Below are 16112 nucleotides of genomic sequence, written 5' to 3'. Positions count from 1 at the left end.
CCTGAGTCCGATAGAATACCGAACTCAGGTCTTAGAAGCTGCTTAAATTATATGTCTAACTTTATTGGGTCAGATCATCTTTTAATTAAGTGTGTAGACAACTTTTCCTGTTTATGTAACCCTATTCCGTAACCTGTAAAACTTCCTGAAATTCCCTATAATCGTTTTTACTACAGAATAGGTAGGGATAGCGATTAAAATGCCAATGAATCCGTATATTGATCCAGCAGCAAGCAGCAATAGGATAATGGTAAGCGGGTGAATGTTAAGCCGTTTCCCCATAATATTCGGTGTAACCAAGTGCCCTTCGACCTGTTGAACAACAATAAGGACAATAAGTACTTTCACTGCCAGCCCAATGTCTTGCTGTAAGGCAATGAAAAGGGCGGGGATGATGCTTATTAATGGACCAAGGAATGGTACAACGGTAAAAATCATGGCGAATAAGGCCAATACGAGTGCATAATCGAGACCGATAATAAGGTAGCCAACATACATCAAAGTCCCTATGACAATTGATATGATGAATTGACCAATAATATAAGTAGAGAGGGCTTTATCGACGTCTTTTAAAATTGTGTTCCCCTCTGATTCTACATCGTTCGGTATGTATTTTAATAGAAATGGTCGTAATTTATCTCCATCCTTCAAGAAATAGAATAAAATGAATGGTGTAATGACCAATACTGTTAATACACTAGTTATCGTGGATAAAATGGTATTGACATTCACGATGAGTTTTTCCGAATAATCTTTCAAATGCGTGACCGCTTTTTCTTTCAACTCTTCCATATTTACCATGCCAAAATCATTTTTTTCAATCATGACTTCAGATTCTTTAGAGAATTCCTTGACTTTGCTGGGGAGGTTTTCAGATAATTTTTGAAATTGGTCAACGATTACAGGACTGCCAAAGTAACCTGCCATCCCAATCATACTAAATATAATCAAAAACACGGTGAAGATGCTAGCTGACCTCGGGATAAATTCAGTTAACAAGTTAACGACCGGCCGTAATATATAGTATAATAGCCCAGCCAAAATAATAGGGAAAAACATGGCAGCAATGATTTTTTGCAGCGGTAGGAGAACATAATCAATCTTACCCAGTAAAAAAATAATTAAAATGATCAAAATGATCGCGCAAGCATATTTGAAAAACGGTTTATTGATCCACAAGACAATCCCCCCTAATTCCATCTCTTACTTAATTCCCTGATTTAGCTTAATGTTAAACTAAATAACTTGATTAAATGTTCGGTGCAAAACTTTTAGATGGATGACCGTTTGGCATTCAGCTTTTATTCGGTTGTGTTTCAAGTTTGAATCTTAAAAGCAATACTAACTGACCACCTATTTATTAAATGGAAGTTCGTATTTTTTAAACATCTTTGGAATTCAAATAGCTATAGCCTGAACAAACGAAGTTGATATATGGAAACAAAAACAAGACTTTCACTGTAAAAAGAAGGACATATTAAAAAAATATATCGGCCATTTTGACTTTAACCTGTCTTTACGTGCATAAGTCGATAATCTGAATTTATGCTCACAACTGCCCCCAGGTGAGATGACCTAATCCATATGATATTCCAATGTGCTACAGTTCAAAAAGCACCGATACGGTCATATACATACTAAAAAGGCATCATCAAGGTAAATTCCGGTTATGGAAGTTTACTTGATCATGCCTTTTTTAAAGGTTATTAAATTAGGATATCTTACTTAATGTGTTCGTTGCACCTTGTTTCTGTTCTTTTTGCATTTTTTTGATGTCCAGACGCAACCAGATGGAAATGGCGAATGCTATCGCAATTAATGCTGCGAAAACGTAGAATACCGGAATGTAACTGTTCGTACTTTCCCTGATTGCAGTAACCAACATTGGGCCGCAAACCCCGCCTAGAGACCATGTAGTTAAAAGATAACCATGGATGGCACCAATTTCCTTAGTGCCAAATAAATCCCCGGCAAATGCAGGGAGATTAGAAAATCCTCCTCCATAACAACTAACGACCAACAAGATGAGTCCTTGGAACAATAGTGTATTTGTAGTCGTTGGAAGTAAAAGGAAGGCGCCGATTTGAATGATGAAGAAAATGACGAAAACATTTGGACGGCCCATATAATCAGATGCCGCTGCCCAGCCAAGTCTTCCTCCGCCATTAAAGATTCCCATTATACCGACTAATGTTGCTGCACCTGCCACTGACAGCCCGACAACGTCTTGAGCCATAGGAGAAGCAACCGAAATCATCATGATCCCTGCACTTGTATTGATCAATTTCATGGACCATAACATCCAGAAGTGTTTAGTTTTAACCGCTTCTTTTGCAGTTAATTGCCTTAGGTCTTTCTTCAGTTCTTTCTTACCGGACTCAATATCTTTCTTCATTCCTTCAGGCAGCCAGTTGGCTTTTGGAGGTGCAATATAGGATGCCCCTAAGAACATCAGTATGAAATAGCCTGCGCCTAAAATATAATATGTAGTATAAATGCCAACGGATTCCATAAGGCTTGCAGCAACTGGGGCTGTAATGAGAGCTCCGGCACCGAAACCTAATACTGCCATTCCTGTTGCCAATCCCCTGCGATCTGGGAACCATTTGACTAAAGTGGATACTGGTGAAATGTACCCGATCCCCATACCAAGTCCACTTAACACCCCATAAGTCAATAGGTAAAGCGGAAGTGAATCGACCATTACCGCTAAACCGGAACCGGCTTGTCCTAATCCGAATAATACAGCCGCGACCATAGCTGACTTTCGTGGTCCATTTTTTTCTACGAACTTGCCAAAGAAGGCAGCAGAAGTTCCTGCAAGCGCCATCATTATTGTGAATGCTAACGTTACTTCAGTTTCTGACCACCCCATGGTCTCGACTAATGGTTTTTTGTAAACGCTATATGCGTATGCACCGCCAATGGATAGGTGAATGGCGATAGCGGATAAAGCGATTAACCATCTGTTTTTTGTCATGTTGTTACCCCTTTTCGTTAAAGAATTAGAAAGTTGCATGCGTTTTGTCTATAATATATCGTTTTGCATGCGTTTTATCTATCTCGTGGGATAAGTATATAAGAATATTATTTAGTAGTAAACTACTAAATTGAAATTCATGTAAAATTTTCCTCTGGGCTTAGAGTTGGGAAAAAACACTTTATGGATTCGGATTAAAAATGTTATATATTCTAAGGAATTTAATATACATATAAGGTTTGCAGGTATTGCTTTGGTGTATTATTCACGAATCTGCCAAAAGTCTTTTCATTTATCGATTTTCCTGGTTACAAAAGGCAAATGATTGAATTTACTCTATAGGTGCGATGAACCAAAATTATTCTCATTGGCTTTATAGTGATTATTTTGATAAAATTAATCTAATATTCAAGACATATTAGCGTACTACTCGGAATTGATATTTTTAGTGGTTTCAGGAATAATTGATTCTTTTTTCAGGAATCATAGTCTGGAAATCAAAGAAAAACCAATTTATTTTAAAAAATTCCGAAAATTTCGTCTTAAAGGCTTGAACTATGATTCCTTATAGGAGTAAACTAATGAAAGATAGATTTTATGGAAGTGAAATCTTGTAAATTTAATCAACAAGGGGTTTTGGTAATGAAGGAACATGACATGCAAATCACGCTTAGTACAACAAAGAAAGAAAAACCACAAGCGGACCAGCTTGAGTTCGGTAAGCAGTTTACCGATCATATGTTTATTATGGATTACACACAAGGGCAAGGGTGGCATGATCCAAGAATTGTTCCTTATCAACCGCTCTCATTGGAGCCATCAGCTATGATTTTTCACTATGGTCAATCCGTTTTTGAAGGATTGAAGGCATATGCAACACCTGAGGATGAAATTATCTTATTCCGTCCGGAAAAGAATTTCCAACGCTTAAATAGTTCGAATAGCCGATTATGCATACCGGATGTCGACGTTGATTTCGCGTTGAAGGCCTTAAAGACTTTAATTAGCGTTGATAAGGATTGGGTTCCCCAGGCAGAAGGGACATCTTTATATATCAGGCCATTCATTATAGCTACTGAGCCTTATCTTGGAGTATCTCCATCGAATAAGTATCAGTTCATCATCATCATGTCACCAGTGGGATCGTATTATAAAGAAGGCATCCATCCAGTTAAAATTGCAGTGGAGTCAGCTTTTACACGTGCAGTTAATGGAGGTACAGGTGAAGCCAAAACGGGCGGTAATTATGCATCGAGCCTAAAAGCCCAGGAAGTATCCGAAAAGATGGGTTATGCTCAAGTTCTTTGGTTAGACGGAGTGGAGAAAAAATATATCGAAGAAGTTGGAAGCATGAATGTTTTCTTTAAAATTAATGGTGAAATCATCACCCCTGCTTTAAATGGAAGCATCCTTCCGGGTATTACTCGTGATTCCATTATAGAATTGCTGAAACATTGGGGTCTTCCCGTGTCGGAAAGACGCATCTCGATGGAGGAAGTCCATGAAGCCTATAAATTGGGTCACTTGGAAGAGGCCTTTGGAACGGGAACAGCCGCGGTCATATCACCGATTGGTGAATTTTTGTGGAATGGTGAAGAAATGATTGTTCAAAGCGGAGAAACGGGCGAACTTTCCAGAAAGCTTTATGATACACTGACAGGTGTCCAAACAGGTAAAGTCACAGACGAGTTGAGCTGGACTACGAAAGTTGAAGAAAAAGTGACTCAATGATACTTAAAAAAACCTTCTTTGAAGGTTTGTAGACAAAAGGGGTTCGGAATTAAAAAATTCTGAACCTCTTTTGAAATTCCCTTTGAATTTTCGCCTAAAGTTAAGAGATTGCGGCTCTACGAGCCCACATGTTAGGCCATTTTTGGACCTCACCATGTCCAATTGGCCATCTTCTTTAAATTAATGGCAGCCTCCATTTTACGAACCAAATGGTTCGGTGGCACCAGTTGATCTAAAGTAATCATTTCAAGTTGATCTCGCTGAATAGAATCATGTTTAGAAAGCATCCTCATCACCTTAAGTTTTAATACTTCTCTTTTAAAACAAAAATGCCTCCAGGCAAAAGTGTTCTATCTAAAAGGTAAGACAAAGTTGATTGGAACGGAAGGTACGAGACTCCTGCGGGGAAAGCGCGTCTTGGGGAGACCCCGCAGGCGAAAGCCGAGGAGGCTCCCCGACCGCCCGCGGAAAGCGAGTGCCTGGAGTGGAAATCAACGTCCAAATTGTACAAGCCATAAAAATAGACAAACTCGATTTTCATCGAGTTTGTCTACAGTCTGGACTCTCCATATGGAGGGCTTTTTTTATTTTCCGCTAAATGGAGTTTGGAAATTCCGATAGTAATTCGCAGAGGGGGAGAATGGACTATCGTTCGGAAGCTACAGGCAGTGATGAATGAAAGTATAATGTGCTGTTTTTTTTAGATTAATGTTTCCAAAGGAAGCTTCATATCTTTAAAGGAGCATTCACTTTAATGAATCATTTAAGAGGAATGGGACATGGAGTTTATGGTTTATATTCCTTTTTGAGATTGACAGTGAGAATCATTTTCATTAAAATGGTATTATTAGACTAAAAGGGGAGTATTTTAATGCGACCAGCTATTAACACTCAGTCTTTATCGCTCGGTTATGGTGATAAATTAATAATAAATGATATGAATATAGAAATACCCAAAGGGGAGATCACCGTATTCATCGGTGCTAATGGATGTGGAAAATCAACACTTCTAAGGTCTGTAGCCCGATTGTTAAAACCTCAATCCGGCTCGGTCTTGCTCGAGGGCAAAGCGATCTCAACCATGCCATCGAAGGATGTAGCGAGAAAGATGGCGATTCTTCCGCAATCCCCGGTTGCTCCTGAAGGGCTTACCGTCTATCAACTTGTTAAACAAGGAAGATATCCTTATCAAAGTTGGTTGAAACAGTGGAGTTCCGTGGATGAAGATAAAGTTCAAAAGGCGATTGAAGCAACGAATCTGACCGATTTAAAGGATCAGGCAGTCGATGAATTATCGGGAGGGCAGAAGCAACGGGCATGGATAGCCATGACGCTTGCTCAGGATACTGATGTCATTTTGTTGGATGAACCGACTACATATCTTGATATGACCCATCAAATCGAGATTTTGGACTTATTGTTCGACTTGAATGAGTTTGAGAACCGAACGATCGTTATGGTGCTTCATGATTTGAATTTAGCTTGCCGTTATGCGGATAATCTGGTGGCACTTAAAAATGGGGCGATACATGCTCAAGGCCGGCCGGAGGATATCATCACGCCTGAATTGGTACAGCATGTATTCAGCATGGAATGTCAAATATCCTTTGATCCAATTTTCGGCAGTCCCATGTGCGTCCCGTTTGGTAAAGGGCGCTACGCACAAACTCAGATAAAAGCGCTGGCCAATGCATAACCTCACACCAGCCATTGAAAAAGAACTTCAGGGATACCGGATATCCTTTCGAGATGTAGCCCAAGTTTCCAAGACCTTCAAGCATGCTGATGAGCTTATTCAGTATGCACAAGCCCGGACTGGGGCGGAAACGTCAAGGATAGCCATTTCAATGTGGTTCAGACGCTATGCTTTTTTTGTCACGGCACAATTGTACATGTTAAGCAAACATCGGCTTATCTGGGAAGGCACACTTCAGGACTTTGGTGTTTTGGATGATCCGGAAGATGAGCATTGGCTCCCGAATTTTTTGCTGAAAACCAACAGGTGGAGCCATGTCACGGAAAAGGAAAGCCCTTCTGCCCTCCATTCCATACTGAACAGATTTGGTGCTGATGCCATTCGCTTCTTTTCCGGAACTGCTAAAATATCGAAACTAGTTCTCTGGGAAAATATTTGGAGCTATACGGTATGGATGTATAGTGAGTTATTGAAGCAAACTGATATAAAGACGCGAGTTGAAAAGGACATTGAAATCCTTCTTGAAGATGAGGCATGGCTGAATATTGAAACGCGTTCCCCCTTTAAACGATTCATTGGGGAAAAAAGTGTTCCGGAGTCAATGAACCCTTATAAACGGGTGACATGCTGTTTATATTACCGAATTGATGGCCAGGAGAAGTGCGCGTATTGTCCGAACAAAAACTGTTGAAATAGATTTGATTGGAGAGCCAGGCTTGGGGTCAAGCCTGGTTTTCTTGTGGAGTGATAAGAGACGGCAAAGCTTTAGTTTTTCCTGTCCAATGTCTATCACTTATTAACGAAAACTAAACGCACTAACGAGATTGGTATGTTATAATGTTGATATTTAATTGAACGGAGGCAGTCGCATGGGAAATGGGATCATACACTACGGAATTGGTGAAGTAGTAGATATATATATGTACATTAAAACGAGTACAAAGGCGGTGGCAAGTAATGGAAAGCCTTTTTTAACATTGATTTTGTGCGATAAAACCGGCGAGATAGAGGCTAAGCTATGGGATGTTTCCGAGGCTGATGAGAAAACATACTGTGCGGAAGCAACAGTGAAAGTTCAAGGGGAAGTCCAGAATTATCGAGGACGCAGCCAATTGAAAATCCGTAATATTAGAATTACTTCAGATACTGACGGGGTCACGAAAGCCGATTTAATTCAAACGGCGCCTTTAAGTCAGGAAGAAATGATGGAAACCATCACTCAATTTATTTTTGAAATGAGGAATCCGAATATCCAAAGGGTGACTAGGCATCTCATAAAAAAATATCAGAATGAATTCCTGACGTTCCCTGCTGCCACCAAGAACCATCATGAGTATATGTCGGGACTGGCCTATCACGTTGTATCGATGCTAGGGCTGGCTAAGGCCATTTCAACCCTATATCCTTCCCTCAATAAGGATCTTTTGTATGCAGGGGTCATTCTGCATGACCTTGGAAAGGTGCATGAGCTATCTGGACCTGTTTCGACTGTTTATACAGTGGAAGGGAACTTGTTGGGGCATATCACCATCATGGTGAATGAAGTCGGTAAAGCTGCAGAGGAATTGGGCATTGAAGCGGAAGAAATCATGATTCTCAAGCACTTGATATTAAGCCACCATGGTAAAGCTGAGTGGGGCAGTCCCAAGCCGCCGATGGTTAGGGAAGCGGAAGTGCTGCATTATATTGATAATATGGATGCCAAGATAAATATGATGGACCGCGCCTTGGAAAAAGTGAAGCCGGGTGAATTTACGGAAAGAGTCTTCGCGCTCGATAATCGTTCATTCTATAAACCGACATTTTAATGAAATATGCTTCTTTCTCGATGGAGAAAGAAGCATATTTTTTTTGTTCGAGCATATTCTCTAGTAAATGAATAGTAGATTTTTTGGGAGGGAAAGGACATGCCAATTTGGATTTGGTTCGTGTTTATTGGAATAATTGTCAGTGCAGTCATGTCAATTTGGACAGCTAGGCAGGAACGCCTCATAGATGATGCTTGGATTGAAAAGGAAGGCCAGAAATACATTGACCGCATGGAAGAAGAGCGTGAGAGGCGTAAAAAGGATATAAATCAGGGAGCATAGCCCGAATGATGAAAAAAAAGCGACAGGTAAAGTCCTGTCGCTTTTTACTATTCAATTATTTTTCAGCTTTGGCTGCGTCACCAGAAGTGATGGCATCTTTTAAATCTTTATCTTTAATCTTCACGTCCGCTTTTTTGACTTCTGAATTCAGAATGTCCTGAACTTTAGTTTGGTCAATTTGAGCGACTTTCAAATCATATTCAAGATCTTTTTTCATATCTTTGTATGATTCTTTTTCTTTTGTATCAAGAAGTTGGATGATGTGGTAGCCATAATCGGATTTAATCGGCTTGCTGATTTCATCTTTCTTCATTTTGTAAGCTTGCTCTTCAAATGCAGGAACCATTTCACCTTGTCCGAACCAGCCTAGCTCCCCGCCTTTTTCAGCTGTGCCTGTGTCCGTTGAATATTCTTTGGCAAGTTTGGCGAAGTCTTCACCTTTGTCCAATTTAGCTTTAACTTCATTGGCCGTTTTTTCATCTTTCACGAGAATATGTCTCGCTTTGATTTGTGGTTTATAGTCTTCATAAGCTTTTTTCACATCAGCTTCTTTAACTTTTATATCGGCAACGGCTGCTTTTTCTTGAAGCATGCCGATTTTAAGTGCACGTTTAAGATCAGCTTCGCTCTTATATCCGGAAGAGGCCAGGGCCGTTTCGAAATTTTCACCCATTTGCGCTTTAAGTTCGTCCGTTTTAGCTTTAACTTCTTTATCCGTTACTGTATATTTTTCAGAAAGAACTTTTTCATAAACAAGTTCTTGAAGAACGGTTTCACCATAACGGTCTTTCATTACATTGTAAAATTCTTCTTTCGTTATATCCCCCGCTTTAGTTTCCACGACTGCTTCCTTGTCGCTGTTGCATGCTGTAAGTCCGATCAGCCCTGCAGTAACAGCAATCGATAATGCCCACTTCTTCATAAAAACAACTCCTAGTTATAAGTTTCTGGTTTGCTATTTTTTCGATATTTCCACAAAATTAACTATAACATATTCTGGTTACTTTACAAAAAATAATATATTGGTGCATGAATAAGATTTTTTTGAAAAATGGGTGTACGCCTACCCGGATATTAATCCATTACATATGATAAATCGAGGACAACAAAAGGGGGTAGCATAATGGGTAATGAATTTAACGGAGGCTTCGCTTTGTTAGTGGTGTTATTCATTTTATTAATAATTGTAGGAGCAGCCTTTTGCTAATCGGCTGCAAAATTACTAATGGAAAGAGCCCACTCCTTTTGCCATGGAGTTGAATAGGATAGGGTAGCCGCTCAACAAAAAAGATTTAAGTGATTTTCAAGCTATGAAAGGAATGGATTCCTTTTGGCGGATATAAGAGTGTGCATTAAATTATTATTACTTAAGAATGGAAGGGAGGAAGATCAATGTCTGGAGGAATAGGTGGAGGCTTTGCTCTAATTGTCGTTCTTTTCATCCTGTTAGTCATCATTGGAGCTTCTTGGTTATAAACTCATAAACAAAAGGCGAAGCTTTTGCTTCGCCCTTTTTCTTTATGTGGATAATGCTCCGGGTATCACCAATGTATGTAACAAATGATGGACATCATTTGTTGCTCATCTCTACGTATACAAAATTTCAATATAGGAGGATAATAACATAATAGTAATTAATACATTAATGGTCCTGAATACTTTAGGCTGCCGGTCTTCAGCAATTTCCTTTTGAATGCATAAAGAGTTTGTCATTCTATTAATATTATAAAGGATCAAAATAGCAAAAATAATAAACCAGAACGAGATCAAAACCTAAAATCCCTCCTTGCAAAACATCATGTATAAATACGATACCAAATTATAATGAAAAAAGATACCTAAAAATCTTAGTAGTCATCATTATGAATGAATAAGGAATCATTTTTGAATAAGTATATCGTATCCTTCGAGATGTTCCTCGATAAAAGAATGCCTTGGGGAACCAACAAGGTTTTTTATATAAATAAAATCCGATACGCATAAGCCGGTGTGCAGGGATAATAAAATAGTGAAATAATGGATGTAATGCGGAAAACTAAGGGCACAACCAATCAAAGTGACAGACATAATGACGAAAGGCAACACAAGGGTCAAGAGATAAAGATGCTTTCGAATCGGATCATGCACATTGACTCTGCATGTCAACACCAGGTTCCACTTCAAGGACCATGAAGTTTTCACTTTTTTACATAATAATCGTAAAGGTAAATAGTGTAATAGTTTGTGAACAGGATATAATAAGAGCAATAGGCTAAAAAATACCATTGTTTGATCGCCATACAAAATAACATGGGTTGAAAAGACACTTAATAATGTATAGATCAGAACAAAAGACATCAATATAGTAAAAACTGAAAAAAAGAGCAGACGGCAATTCCCATATTGTTTTGCCACGTCTATTGTTTTCCACGAATTCATTTCGAAATCAGCCCTCCAAAGCTGTTGAATATACTTACATACATTACGATGAATGGGTGGAAAAAGCAATGGAATTCTTGGATTATGTTTAAGATGAAATCACTTTTGTGAGTAAGCATGCAATGGGCAGGTTTTGAAATGGGGATCAGGCGGATTACCGAGTGTGAAAAATCAAAAATTGGTTATAAGTCTTTTATGTTAAATTGAATGATTGAATGGGGATTAGTGATGTATGAAAAATATAAATGAAGAAATGGAAATACTCCGTTTTCATCAACGGCTTTTATTAAACCTTATACGCAATCCGGAGGCCAAGTTGGACTATCTATTTGTGGAAAAAAATTTCACGAAAAAGGAAGCGGAAGAATTATTGGAAACATGTGATATCTTGAGCAAACGCTATGAAATAGAAAAAGCGGAAGGGTATATGAACTTTCGACCGCTTTTTAATCAATTTGAAAGAAAGGTTAATCCAAAAATAACTACAAAGGAATGCATTGATGCATGCATCTCACAAGGTTTATATGTATCATTCATGAAGGAAATGGATAGAGTATGAGATTAAACTGGCTCAGTTTCTTTCTCTATCTTTTTTTTTGTGATTTTACCCTCCACGTCCGTAAACTCCTGATCGATGTTATCGAAGGATCGTTCAAAGATTTGCATGAAGTCTTCACCGTATATATTTCGGATGATGGCCATCATTTCAATCATATCCGGAAACTTGCCATAAAGCTCACGCAATGGAAGTGCACCCGAGAAAGCGGAGTTCTTACTTGGGTCGTATGTCTCCATTAAATCAAGGAGAATTTTTTCACCTTCCGCTGTGATCTCTATATACGTATTCCTTTTGTCATTTTCCTTTTTTGAAAATGTTAAGTATCCGCGTTCCTCTAATTTTTTTGAAAAGTTAAATGCGGTAGAAACATGCATGACCCCAAATTTTGCAACATCTGAAATGGAAGATCCATTAAGATGGTAAGCAATCCAAAGAATATGGTGCTCATTGATGTTTAAATCATAGGGCTTGATCCATTGCTGCCAATCTTTTTCAATCGATTTCCATAATGCTTTGCTTAATTGTGCAATTCGTTGACTAAAAATCATTGCTTCTTTCATAGAATAATTTTTATTCTGCATATTATGGGCTCACCTACTTATAAGATTCTATATATTTATTATGACAATAAAATAAAAATTAATAAAGAAAAATATTTGCAAAATTTTTAGAAAATTTTAGTTTTTTAATGAATTCTCCATTCTTCTCCAATAAATCATGTAATTTATTGGGAAAAATGGAGAATCAAGCTTGTGTGACGATGTCAGCTATTTTTAGAAGTAGGGGCGGCCGCTTCCAATTCTTTCAATGAATTTTCAATTTCCTGAACGTTCTTCAATAATTCATTCTTATTGGGTTCGATTTCCCGCTTCCAGTTCTCTATGACGACCTGAACATCCGAAATGAATGTTTTTACCGTTTCTTTGCTGATTTGTGAAGCTTCCATCGTGTCATCTTTAATATTCTGCATTTTTACCTTTAATTCATCAATTGTAGCCTTAATTTCGTCGGTATTCGTCTTGATGCGGGTCCGTAGGTCTTTACCTGAACTTGGTGTCGAAAGTAAGGTTGCCGCACCAGCTACTACTGTTCCGGTCAAAAAGCCAATTAGTAATGATTTTGCTTTCATTAGGATCACCTCATTTTATAATATGTTTTCGCTTTCCATGGTCTTAATCCCTGCTGCATCAATTGGAAATTATGATAAATAGGGAGTGAAATACTATTGATATCAAAATACCATAATTTTCATCCTTATGGAAGAGAATCGACCATTTTATCTTTATATCACAAAAATATTTTTTTAAACTTAGAGAGTAAATATATAATATTTAAAAATAACTTGAAGCTTTAATAATAATGCTTCATATAAAGGGAAGAGCGGCATATAGATAATAAAAACAAGCTGTCGGAACTTGGATGGCACTGGTGGGTTAATAATGAAAATCATTTTTTTATTAGGCCTGGTATGCCTGTGCGGAATGGGGTATTTTCTAAGGCAAGCTAAATCTCCTGGTATCTATCCGCCTAGGAGGGTGCTCCAGGCTAGAGCCTTCGCTATGGGTCTCCCCGGGGTTTTACTGCTTTTCATTTGGTTTATGTGGATATTGATTCATTGACCATTGGAGGATGATTCTGACTAGAATTCCAGATTCATATGATTGGAAAAAAAAGCACCGGACTGTCCGGTGCTTTTTTAGGTATGATGATCCTGCTGCTTAAGCATTTATGGGTATATTTGATTTTCTTACGATGCCGTTCACAATTGGATAAATGATGACCATCGCAACAGTATTTAACAATACGGCAGGAAGCACAACAGCTCCGAAAAGTGCAACGAAAGGCCCTGGAAGGGAAACGATATAATAAGCCGAACCAAGGAAGACAGCGCCGGAAATCAATGTTCCAACGGCAGTCAAGATACTGACGGTGACAACGGATGTTGAAAACTTCTTTAGACTGATGAATAAAAGGTAAAACAGAAAGGCTGTTGCCAATTTGTCTATGATATTTGGGATCTGTCCTGCTGGAAATGTAGTTGTCATGGCAGAGATGGCTCCTGCTGCCAGGGCGACAATGAATACATTCTTCTTAGCGGGAAACAGGGTAATCGCCAAAAACATCATCAACAGCATCATATCCGGTTTCATTCCAAGGAAGAATCCAGGTATGATAAAATGCAGGGCAGCCCCAATCCCGATTAATAGGGACAGTGACACAAGGGTTTTCGTTTTCATTTACTCATCTCTCCTATTCTCATCTCAATTAACAGCTTTTCTTCAACAATGCACTATTGCTTGTTGCAAGAAGTTTAAAATAGTATATCATAAGACCTATTTTTTTAGAAGTTATATTTGTTTGAATTAAAGAGTTTGTGCTTCCTTCGCTTTATACGATTCCTGGAATTTCTTCATGAAATCAGCAAGGTCCTGGCAATGGGATAGAGGGACCGCATTATAGATGGATGCTCTGCAGCCGCCGATGGAACGGTGACCGTTCAGTCCTACGAATCCGGCTTCCTTCACTTCTTTAAGGAATTGCACTTCAGCTTCTTCAGACGGAAGCGTGAACGTTACGTTCATTAATGAACGGCTGTCCGGTAGGGCATGGCCTTTATAAAAACCATCACTGCCGTCGATGGCATCGTAAATGACTTTTGCTTTTTCTTCGTTGATTTCAGCAATCTTTTCCACTCCGCCCTGATCTTTTGCCCAATCCAGCACAAGGGACAATAAGTAAATGGCCAATGTCGGAGGAGTGTTGTATAAAGAATTATTTTTCGAATGGATCGAATAGTTCATCATGGATGGGATTTTGTCATTATCCGTTATTAAATCTTTACGGATGATAACGACTGTGATTCCCGACGGACCTAGATTCTTTTGTGCACCAGCATAGATGATGCCGAATTTACTAATATCAATCTTTTTGCTGAGAATATCACTCGACATATCGGCTACTAGAGGAATGTTGCCTGTTTCCGGGAAATCCTTCCACTGCGTTCCGTAAATCGTATTATTGCTTGTGATATGAAGATAGGCAGCATCGTCATTCAATTTGATATCTTCCACTTTAGGGATGAACGTATATTTTTCATCTTTGGATGAAGCGACTACGGCCGTTTCACCAACCTTTTTGGCTTCTTTTAATGCTTTTTCCGACCAAGAACCAGTGAGGACATAATCTGCCCTTTTTCCATCTTTCAAAATGTTCATGGGAATCATGGAAAATTGTAGACTTGCCCCTCCTTGCAGCAGGAGAACTTCATAATTTTCAGGAATTTCCATAAGTTCTTTTAATGATTGAATGGCATGGTTATGAATCTTTTCGAATTCGGAACTTCTATGGCTTAATTCCATGACAGACATACCGGAATCCTCAATATTCAACCATTCATTTTGGGCTCTTTGTAAAACTTCTAAAGGAAGGGCGGCTGGCCCAGCGTTAAAATTACGTGCACGTTTCAATTTTTTTCCTCCTATGCGACTATGTGATAAAGTATTTGAGACTATTCATATATCCTACCAGAAAACTAAATTCAATTGGAGGAAAATTTAGAATTTTAAATCCGTTTTTTAATGATAGACCAAAGTAAAAAGGTCCTGCACTTTAAAGTGAGGACCAACTCGGGATCATTTTTTCAAGCAACGAAAGGAGAAAGAAACCTTCTTAACAGGCTATTGCAGTCTCATTGTATATGCTGTGCAATGGAGTCAGCGATTTGTTTCAGGTCATCCGGTGTATAGTCGCTGGTATTTGTTTTCCAAACTGCACCAAAGCCGTCACCTTCCCCATGCCGAGGAATTAAATGCATATGAAAATGGAAAACGGACTGCCCTGCAGCTTCACCGTTATTATTTAAAAGGTTCAGGCCTACAGGTTGGAATTCCTGCTTCATGGCGCGGGCAATTTCCGGCACCACTTCAAAAAGGTTCTTGGCAATCTCTGGTGTCAACTCATAAAGATTTTCCTTATGTACTTTAGGTATTACCAGCGTATGGCCTTTCGTTACTTGACTGATATCGAGAAAGGCCAAAACATGTTCATTTTCGAAAACTTTACTACTTGGAATTTCCCCATCGATTATTTTGCAAAAAATGCAATCACTCATGAATAACGCTCCTTTAAAAGTTAATGTATTTGGTTAATCGTACCATAGCTTGAATCGTTGAGAAAAGGAAAAATATAAAAACAGGATGCAACATTAAGTTGCACCCTGCCTGTCGAAAAAGGGGGTTTTGCTTCAAAATTCGCATTAGCATAAATTCTCTGCGACAAACACCTCATCTACATTGTAGTAAAATATGGTTATTATCTAAATAGAGATTTTCCATTCAAAGCAACCATCTCCTATATCTTTAAAGTTTCATCAACTTTTAAAGCATAATTGATAATTATTGAATGATTTTTCTGCTTTTACGTGCAAGAGAACCATCTCCTTGCTCGAAACGATTTTTGTTATGAAGCTTCTGGTTTAATTCAGTTTATACGTCTTTAACTGACACCTCATTTACAATATGATGTAAATCATTTGTAATAAACCTAATGGGTATTTCAGTATAATACGTCTTTAACTGACACCTCATTTACATTATGATGTGAATCACACGTAATGAATAACCCCTTCTTCCTTAATTA

At 38.5% G+C, this 16112-nt stretch carries 20 protein-coding genes; 9 read left to right on the top strand and 11 right to left on the bottom strand.

All coding sequences use genetic code 11. The features are described 5' to 3' along the window. Window positions 1-111: 111 nt before the first annotated feature. Both AC3WLU_RS13245 and AC3WLU_RS13240 read right to left on the bottom strand, forming a co-directional pair. Window positions 112-1179 carry an AI-2E family transporter gene (locus AC3WLU_RS13245; RefSeq protein ID WP_063576131.1) on the bottom strand — a complete coding sequence of 356 codons (1068 nt, stop codon included), beginning with the start codon at window positions 1177-1179 and terminating at the stop codon, window positions 112-114. Between the two features lie 532 nt (window positions 1180-1711). Next, window positions 1712-2980 carry an L-lactate MFS transporter gene (locus AC3WLU_RS13240; protein ID WP_095679677.1) on the bottom strand — a complete coding sequence of 423 codons (1269 nt, stop codon included), beginning with the start codon at window positions 2978-2980 and terminating at the stop codon, window positions 1712-1714. Between the two features lie 642 nt (window positions 2981-3622). On the opposite strand from AC3WLU_RS13240, the gene AC3WLU_RS13235 reads away from it, so the two are divergent. After that, window positions 3623-4711, top strand: a complete 1089-nt coding sequence (locus AC3WLU_RS13235; RefSeq protein ID WP_034306982.1) for a branched-chain amino acid aminotransferase — start codon at window positions 3623-3625, stop codon at window positions 4709-4711. 149 nt (window positions 4712-4860) lie between these two features. Here AC3WLU_RS13235 and AC3WLU_RS13230 read toward each other — a convergent pair whose 3' ends face one another. Then, window positions 4861-4998, bottom strand: a complete 138-nt coding sequence (locus AC3WLU_RS13230) for a hypothetical protein (RefSeq protein WP_156500305.1) — start codon at window positions 4996-4998, stop codon at window positions 4861-4863. Window positions 4999-5582: 584 nt separating this feature from the next. On the opposite strand from AC3WLU_RS13230, the gene AC3WLU_RS13225 reads away from it, so the two are divergent. The 4 genes from AC3WLU_RS13225 (at window position 5583) to AC3WLU_RS13210 (ending at window position 8497) form a co-directional block, all read left to right on the top strand. After that, a complete protein-coding gene (locus AC3WLU_RS13225; protein ID WP_063577115.1) occupies window positions 5583-6407 on the top strand; it encodes an ABC transporter ATP-binding protein in 825 nt (274 codons plus the stop codon). Next, window positions 6400-7098 (top strand): (2Fe-2S)-binding protein, encoded by a 699-nt coding sequence (locus tag AC3WLU_RS13220; protein WP_492597362.1) that lies wholly within the window; start codon window positions 6400-6402, stop codon window positions 7096-7098. The genes AC3WLU_RS13225 and AC3WLU_RS13220 overlap by 8 nt, the downstream gene beginning before the upstream one ends. Before the next feature lie 178 nt (window positions 7099-7276). Beyond that, window positions 7277-8215, top strand: coding sequence for a 3'-5' exoribonuclease YhaM (yhaM, locus tag AC3WLU_RS13215; RefSeq protein ID WP_034314712.1), 939 nt, complete (start codon window positions 7277-7279; stop codon window positions 8213-8215). A 99-nt stretch (window positions 8216-8314) separates the two neighbouring features. Further along, window positions 8315-8497 carry a sporulation YhaL family protein gene (locus AC3WLU_RS13210; protein ID WP_373567449.1) on the top strand — a complete coding sequence of 61 codons (183 nt, stop codon included), beginning with the start codon at window positions 8315-8317 and terminating at the stop codon, window positions 8495-8497. A 55-nt stretch (window positions 8498-8552) separates the two neighbouring features. On the opposite strand, the gene AC3WLU_RS13205 is transcribed toward AC3WLU_RS13210, so the two are convergent. Beyond that, on the bottom strand, window positions 8553-9419 hold the full coding sequence (locus AC3WLU_RS13205) for a peptidylprolyl isomerase (RefSeq protein ID WP_057275796.1): 867 nt from the start codon (window positions 9417-9419) through the stop codon (window positions 8553-8555). A 201-nt stretch (window positions 9420-9620) separates the two neighbouring features. On the opposite strand from AC3WLU_RS13205, the gene AC3WLU_RS13200 reads away from it, so the two are divergent. Both AC3WLU_RS13200 and AC3WLU_RS13195 read left to right on the top strand, forming a co-directional pair. Then, the gene (locus tag AC3WLU_RS13200; RefSeq protein WP_106026634.1) at window positions 9621-9704 is read left to right on the top strand and encodes a YjcZ family sporulation protein; all 84 of its coding nucleotides are present in this window, start codon (window positions 9621-9623) and stop codon (window positions 9702-9704) included. Window positions 9705-9889: 185 nt separating this feature from the next. Further along, window positions 9890-9973, top strand: coding sequence for a YjcZ family sporulation protein (locus AC3WLU_RS13195; RefSeq protein ID WP_034314699.1), 84 nt, complete (start codon window positions 9890-9892; stop codon window positions 9971-9973). Between the two features lie 111 nt (window positions 9974-10084). On the opposite strand, the gene AC3WLU_RS13190 is transcribed toward AC3WLU_RS13195, so the two are convergent. Together AC3WLU_RS13190 and AC3WLU_RS13185 are read right to left on the bottom strand one after the other, a co-directional pair. After that, window positions 10085-10267, bottom strand: a complete 183-nt coding sequence (locus AC3WLU_RS13190) for a hypothetical protein (protein WP_034314696.1) — start codon at window positions 10265-10267, stop codon at window positions 10085-10087. Between the two features lie 108 nt (window positions 10268-10375). Continuing rightward, complete coding sequence (locus AC3WLU_RS13185) at window positions 10376-10762, bottom strand: DUF3267 domain-containing protein (RefSeq protein WP_223255829.1); 387 nt, start codon at window positions 10760-10762, stop codon at window positions 10376-10378. Window positions 10763-11147: 385 nt separating this feature from the next. Here AC3WLU_RS13185 and AC3WLU_RS13180 point away from each other — a divergent pair, with 385 nt between their 5' ends. Next, window positions 11148-11474, top strand: a complete 327-nt coding sequence (locus AC3WLU_RS13180) for a DUF1878 family protein (protein ID WP_053534080.1) — start codon at window positions 11148-11150, stop codon at window positions 11472-11474. Window positions 11475-11476: 2 nt separating this feature from the next. Here AC3WLU_RS13180 and AC3WLU_RS13175 read toward each other — a convergent pair whose 3' ends face one another. After that, window positions 11477-12055 carry an HTH-type transcriptional regulator Hpr gene (locus AC3WLU_RS13175; RefSeq protein WP_034314691.1) on the bottom strand — a complete coding sequence of 193 codons (579 nt, stop codon included), beginning with the start codon at window positions 12053-12055 and terminating at the stop codon, window positions 11477-11479. A 182-nt stretch (window positions 12056-12237) separates the two neighbouring features. Beyond that, window positions 12238-12603: a YtxH domain-containing protein gene (locus tag AC3WLU_RS13170; protein WP_057275799.1), complete on the bottom strand. Its 366-nt coding sequence runs from the start codon at window positions 12601-12603 to the stop codon at window positions 12238-12240. 310 nt (window positions 12604-12913) lie between these two features. Between AC3WLU_RS13170 and yhzF the strand changes: the two genes are divergently transcribed. Further along, window positions 12914-13093, top strand: coding sequence for a membrane protein YhzF (gene yhzF / locus AC3WLU_RS13165; protein ID WP_034314687.1), 180 nt, complete (start codon window positions 12914-12916; stop codon window positions 13091-13093). A gap of 99 nt (window positions 13094-13192) precedes the next feature. Here the strand turns inward: yhzF and AC3WLU_RS13160 are convergent, their stop codons facing one another. The 3 genes from AC3WLU_RS13160 to AC3WLU_RS13150 form a co-directional block, all read right to left on the bottom strand. After that, the gene (locus AC3WLU_RS13160; protein ID WP_063577111.1) at window positions 13193-13711 is read right to left on the bottom strand and encodes a tryptophan transporter; all 519 of its coding nucleotides are present in this window, start codon (window positions 13709-13711) and stop codon (window positions 13193-13195) included. Window positions 13712-13837: 126 nt separating this feature from the next. Then, window positions 13838-14941 carry a 3-phosphoserine/phosphohydroxythreonine transaminase gene (serC, locus tag AC3WLU_RS13155; protein ID WP_413022349.1) on the bottom strand — a complete coding sequence of 368 codons (1104 nt, stop codon included), beginning with the start codon at window positions 14939-14941 and terminating at the stop codon, window positions 13838-13840. Between the two features lie 221 nt (window positions 14942-15162). Beyond that, window positions 15163-15585, bottom strand: coding sequence for an HIT family protein (locus tag AC3WLU_RS13150; RefSeq protein WP_057275801.1), 423 nt, complete (start codon window positions 15583-15585; stop codon window positions 15163-15165). Between the last annotated feature and the right edge of the window lie 527 nt (window positions 15586-16112).

The organism is Peribacillus sp. FW305-BF15 (assembly GCF_058783805.1).
This window is presented reverse-complemented; position numbering and strand designations above follow the sequence as displayed.

Coding starts and splice junctions, on each gene's coding strand:
- AC3WLU_RS13160 (WP_063577111.1), bottom strand. CDS start 13,711: ATGAAAACGAAAACCCTTGTGTCACTGTCCCTATTAATCGGGATTGGG.
- AC3WLU_RS13185 (WP_223255829.1), bottom strand. CDS start 10,762: ATGGTATTTTTTAGCCTATTGCTCTTATTATATCCTGTTCACAAACTA.
- AC3WLU_RS13200 (WP_106026634.1), top strand. CDS start 9,621: ATGGGTAATGAATTTAACGGAGGCTTCGCTTTGTTAGTGGTGTTATTC.
- AC3WLU_RS13175 (WP_034314691.1), bottom strand. CDS start 12,055: ATGCAGAATAAAAATTATTCTATGAAAGAAGCAATGATTTTTAGTCAA.
- yhaM (WP_034314712.1), top strand. CDS start 7,277: ATGGGAAATGGGATCATACACTACGGAATTGGTGAAGTAGTAGATATA.
- AC3WLU_RS13230 (WP_156500305.1), bottom strand. CDS start 4,998: ATGCTTTCTAAACATGATTCTATTCAGCGAGATCAACTTGAAATGATT.
- AC3WLU_RS13150 (WP_057275801.1), bottom strand. CDS start 15,585: ATGAGTGATTGCATTTTTTGCAAAATAATCGATGGGGAAATTCCAAGT.
- yhzF (WP_034314687.1), top strand. CDS start 12,914: ATGAAAATCATTTTTTTATTAGGCCTGGTATGCCTGTGCGGAATGGGG.
- AC3WLU_RS13205 (WP_057275796.1), bottom strand. CDS start 9,419: ATGAAGAAGTGGGCATTATCGATTGCTGTTACTGCAGGGCTGATCGGA.
- AC3WLU_RS13210 (WP_373567449.1), top strand. CDS start 8,315: ATGCCAATTTGGATTTGGTTCGTGTTTATTGGAATAATTGTCAGTGCA.
- AC3WLU_RS13240 (WP_095679677.1), bottom strand. CDS start 2,980: ATGACAAAAAACAGATGGTTAATCGCTTTATCCGCTATCGCCATTCAC.
- AC3WLU_RS13180 (WP_053534080.1), top strand. CDS start 11,148: ATGAAAAATATAAATGAAGAAATGGAAATACTCCGTTTTCATCAACGG.
- AC3WLU_RS13235 (WP_034306982.1), top strand. CDS start 3,623: ATGAAGGAACATGACATGCAAATCACGCTTAGTACAACAAAGAAAGAA.
- AC3WLU_RS13220 (WP_492597362.1), top strand. CDS start 6,400: ATGCATAACCTCACACCAGCCATTGAAAAAGAACTTCAGGGATACCGG.
- AC3WLU_RS13195 (WP_034314699.1), top strand. CDS start 9,890: ATGTCTGGAGGAATAGGTGGAGGCTTTGCTCTAATTGTCGTTCTTTTC.
- AC3WLU_RS13225 (WP_063577115.1), top strand. CDS start 5,583: ATGCGACCAGCTATTAACACTCAGTCTTTATCGCTCGGTTATGGTGAT.
- AC3WLU_RS13170 (WP_057275799.1), bottom strand. CDS start 12,603: ATGAAAGCAAAATCATTACTAATTGGCTTTTTGACCGGAACAGTAGTA.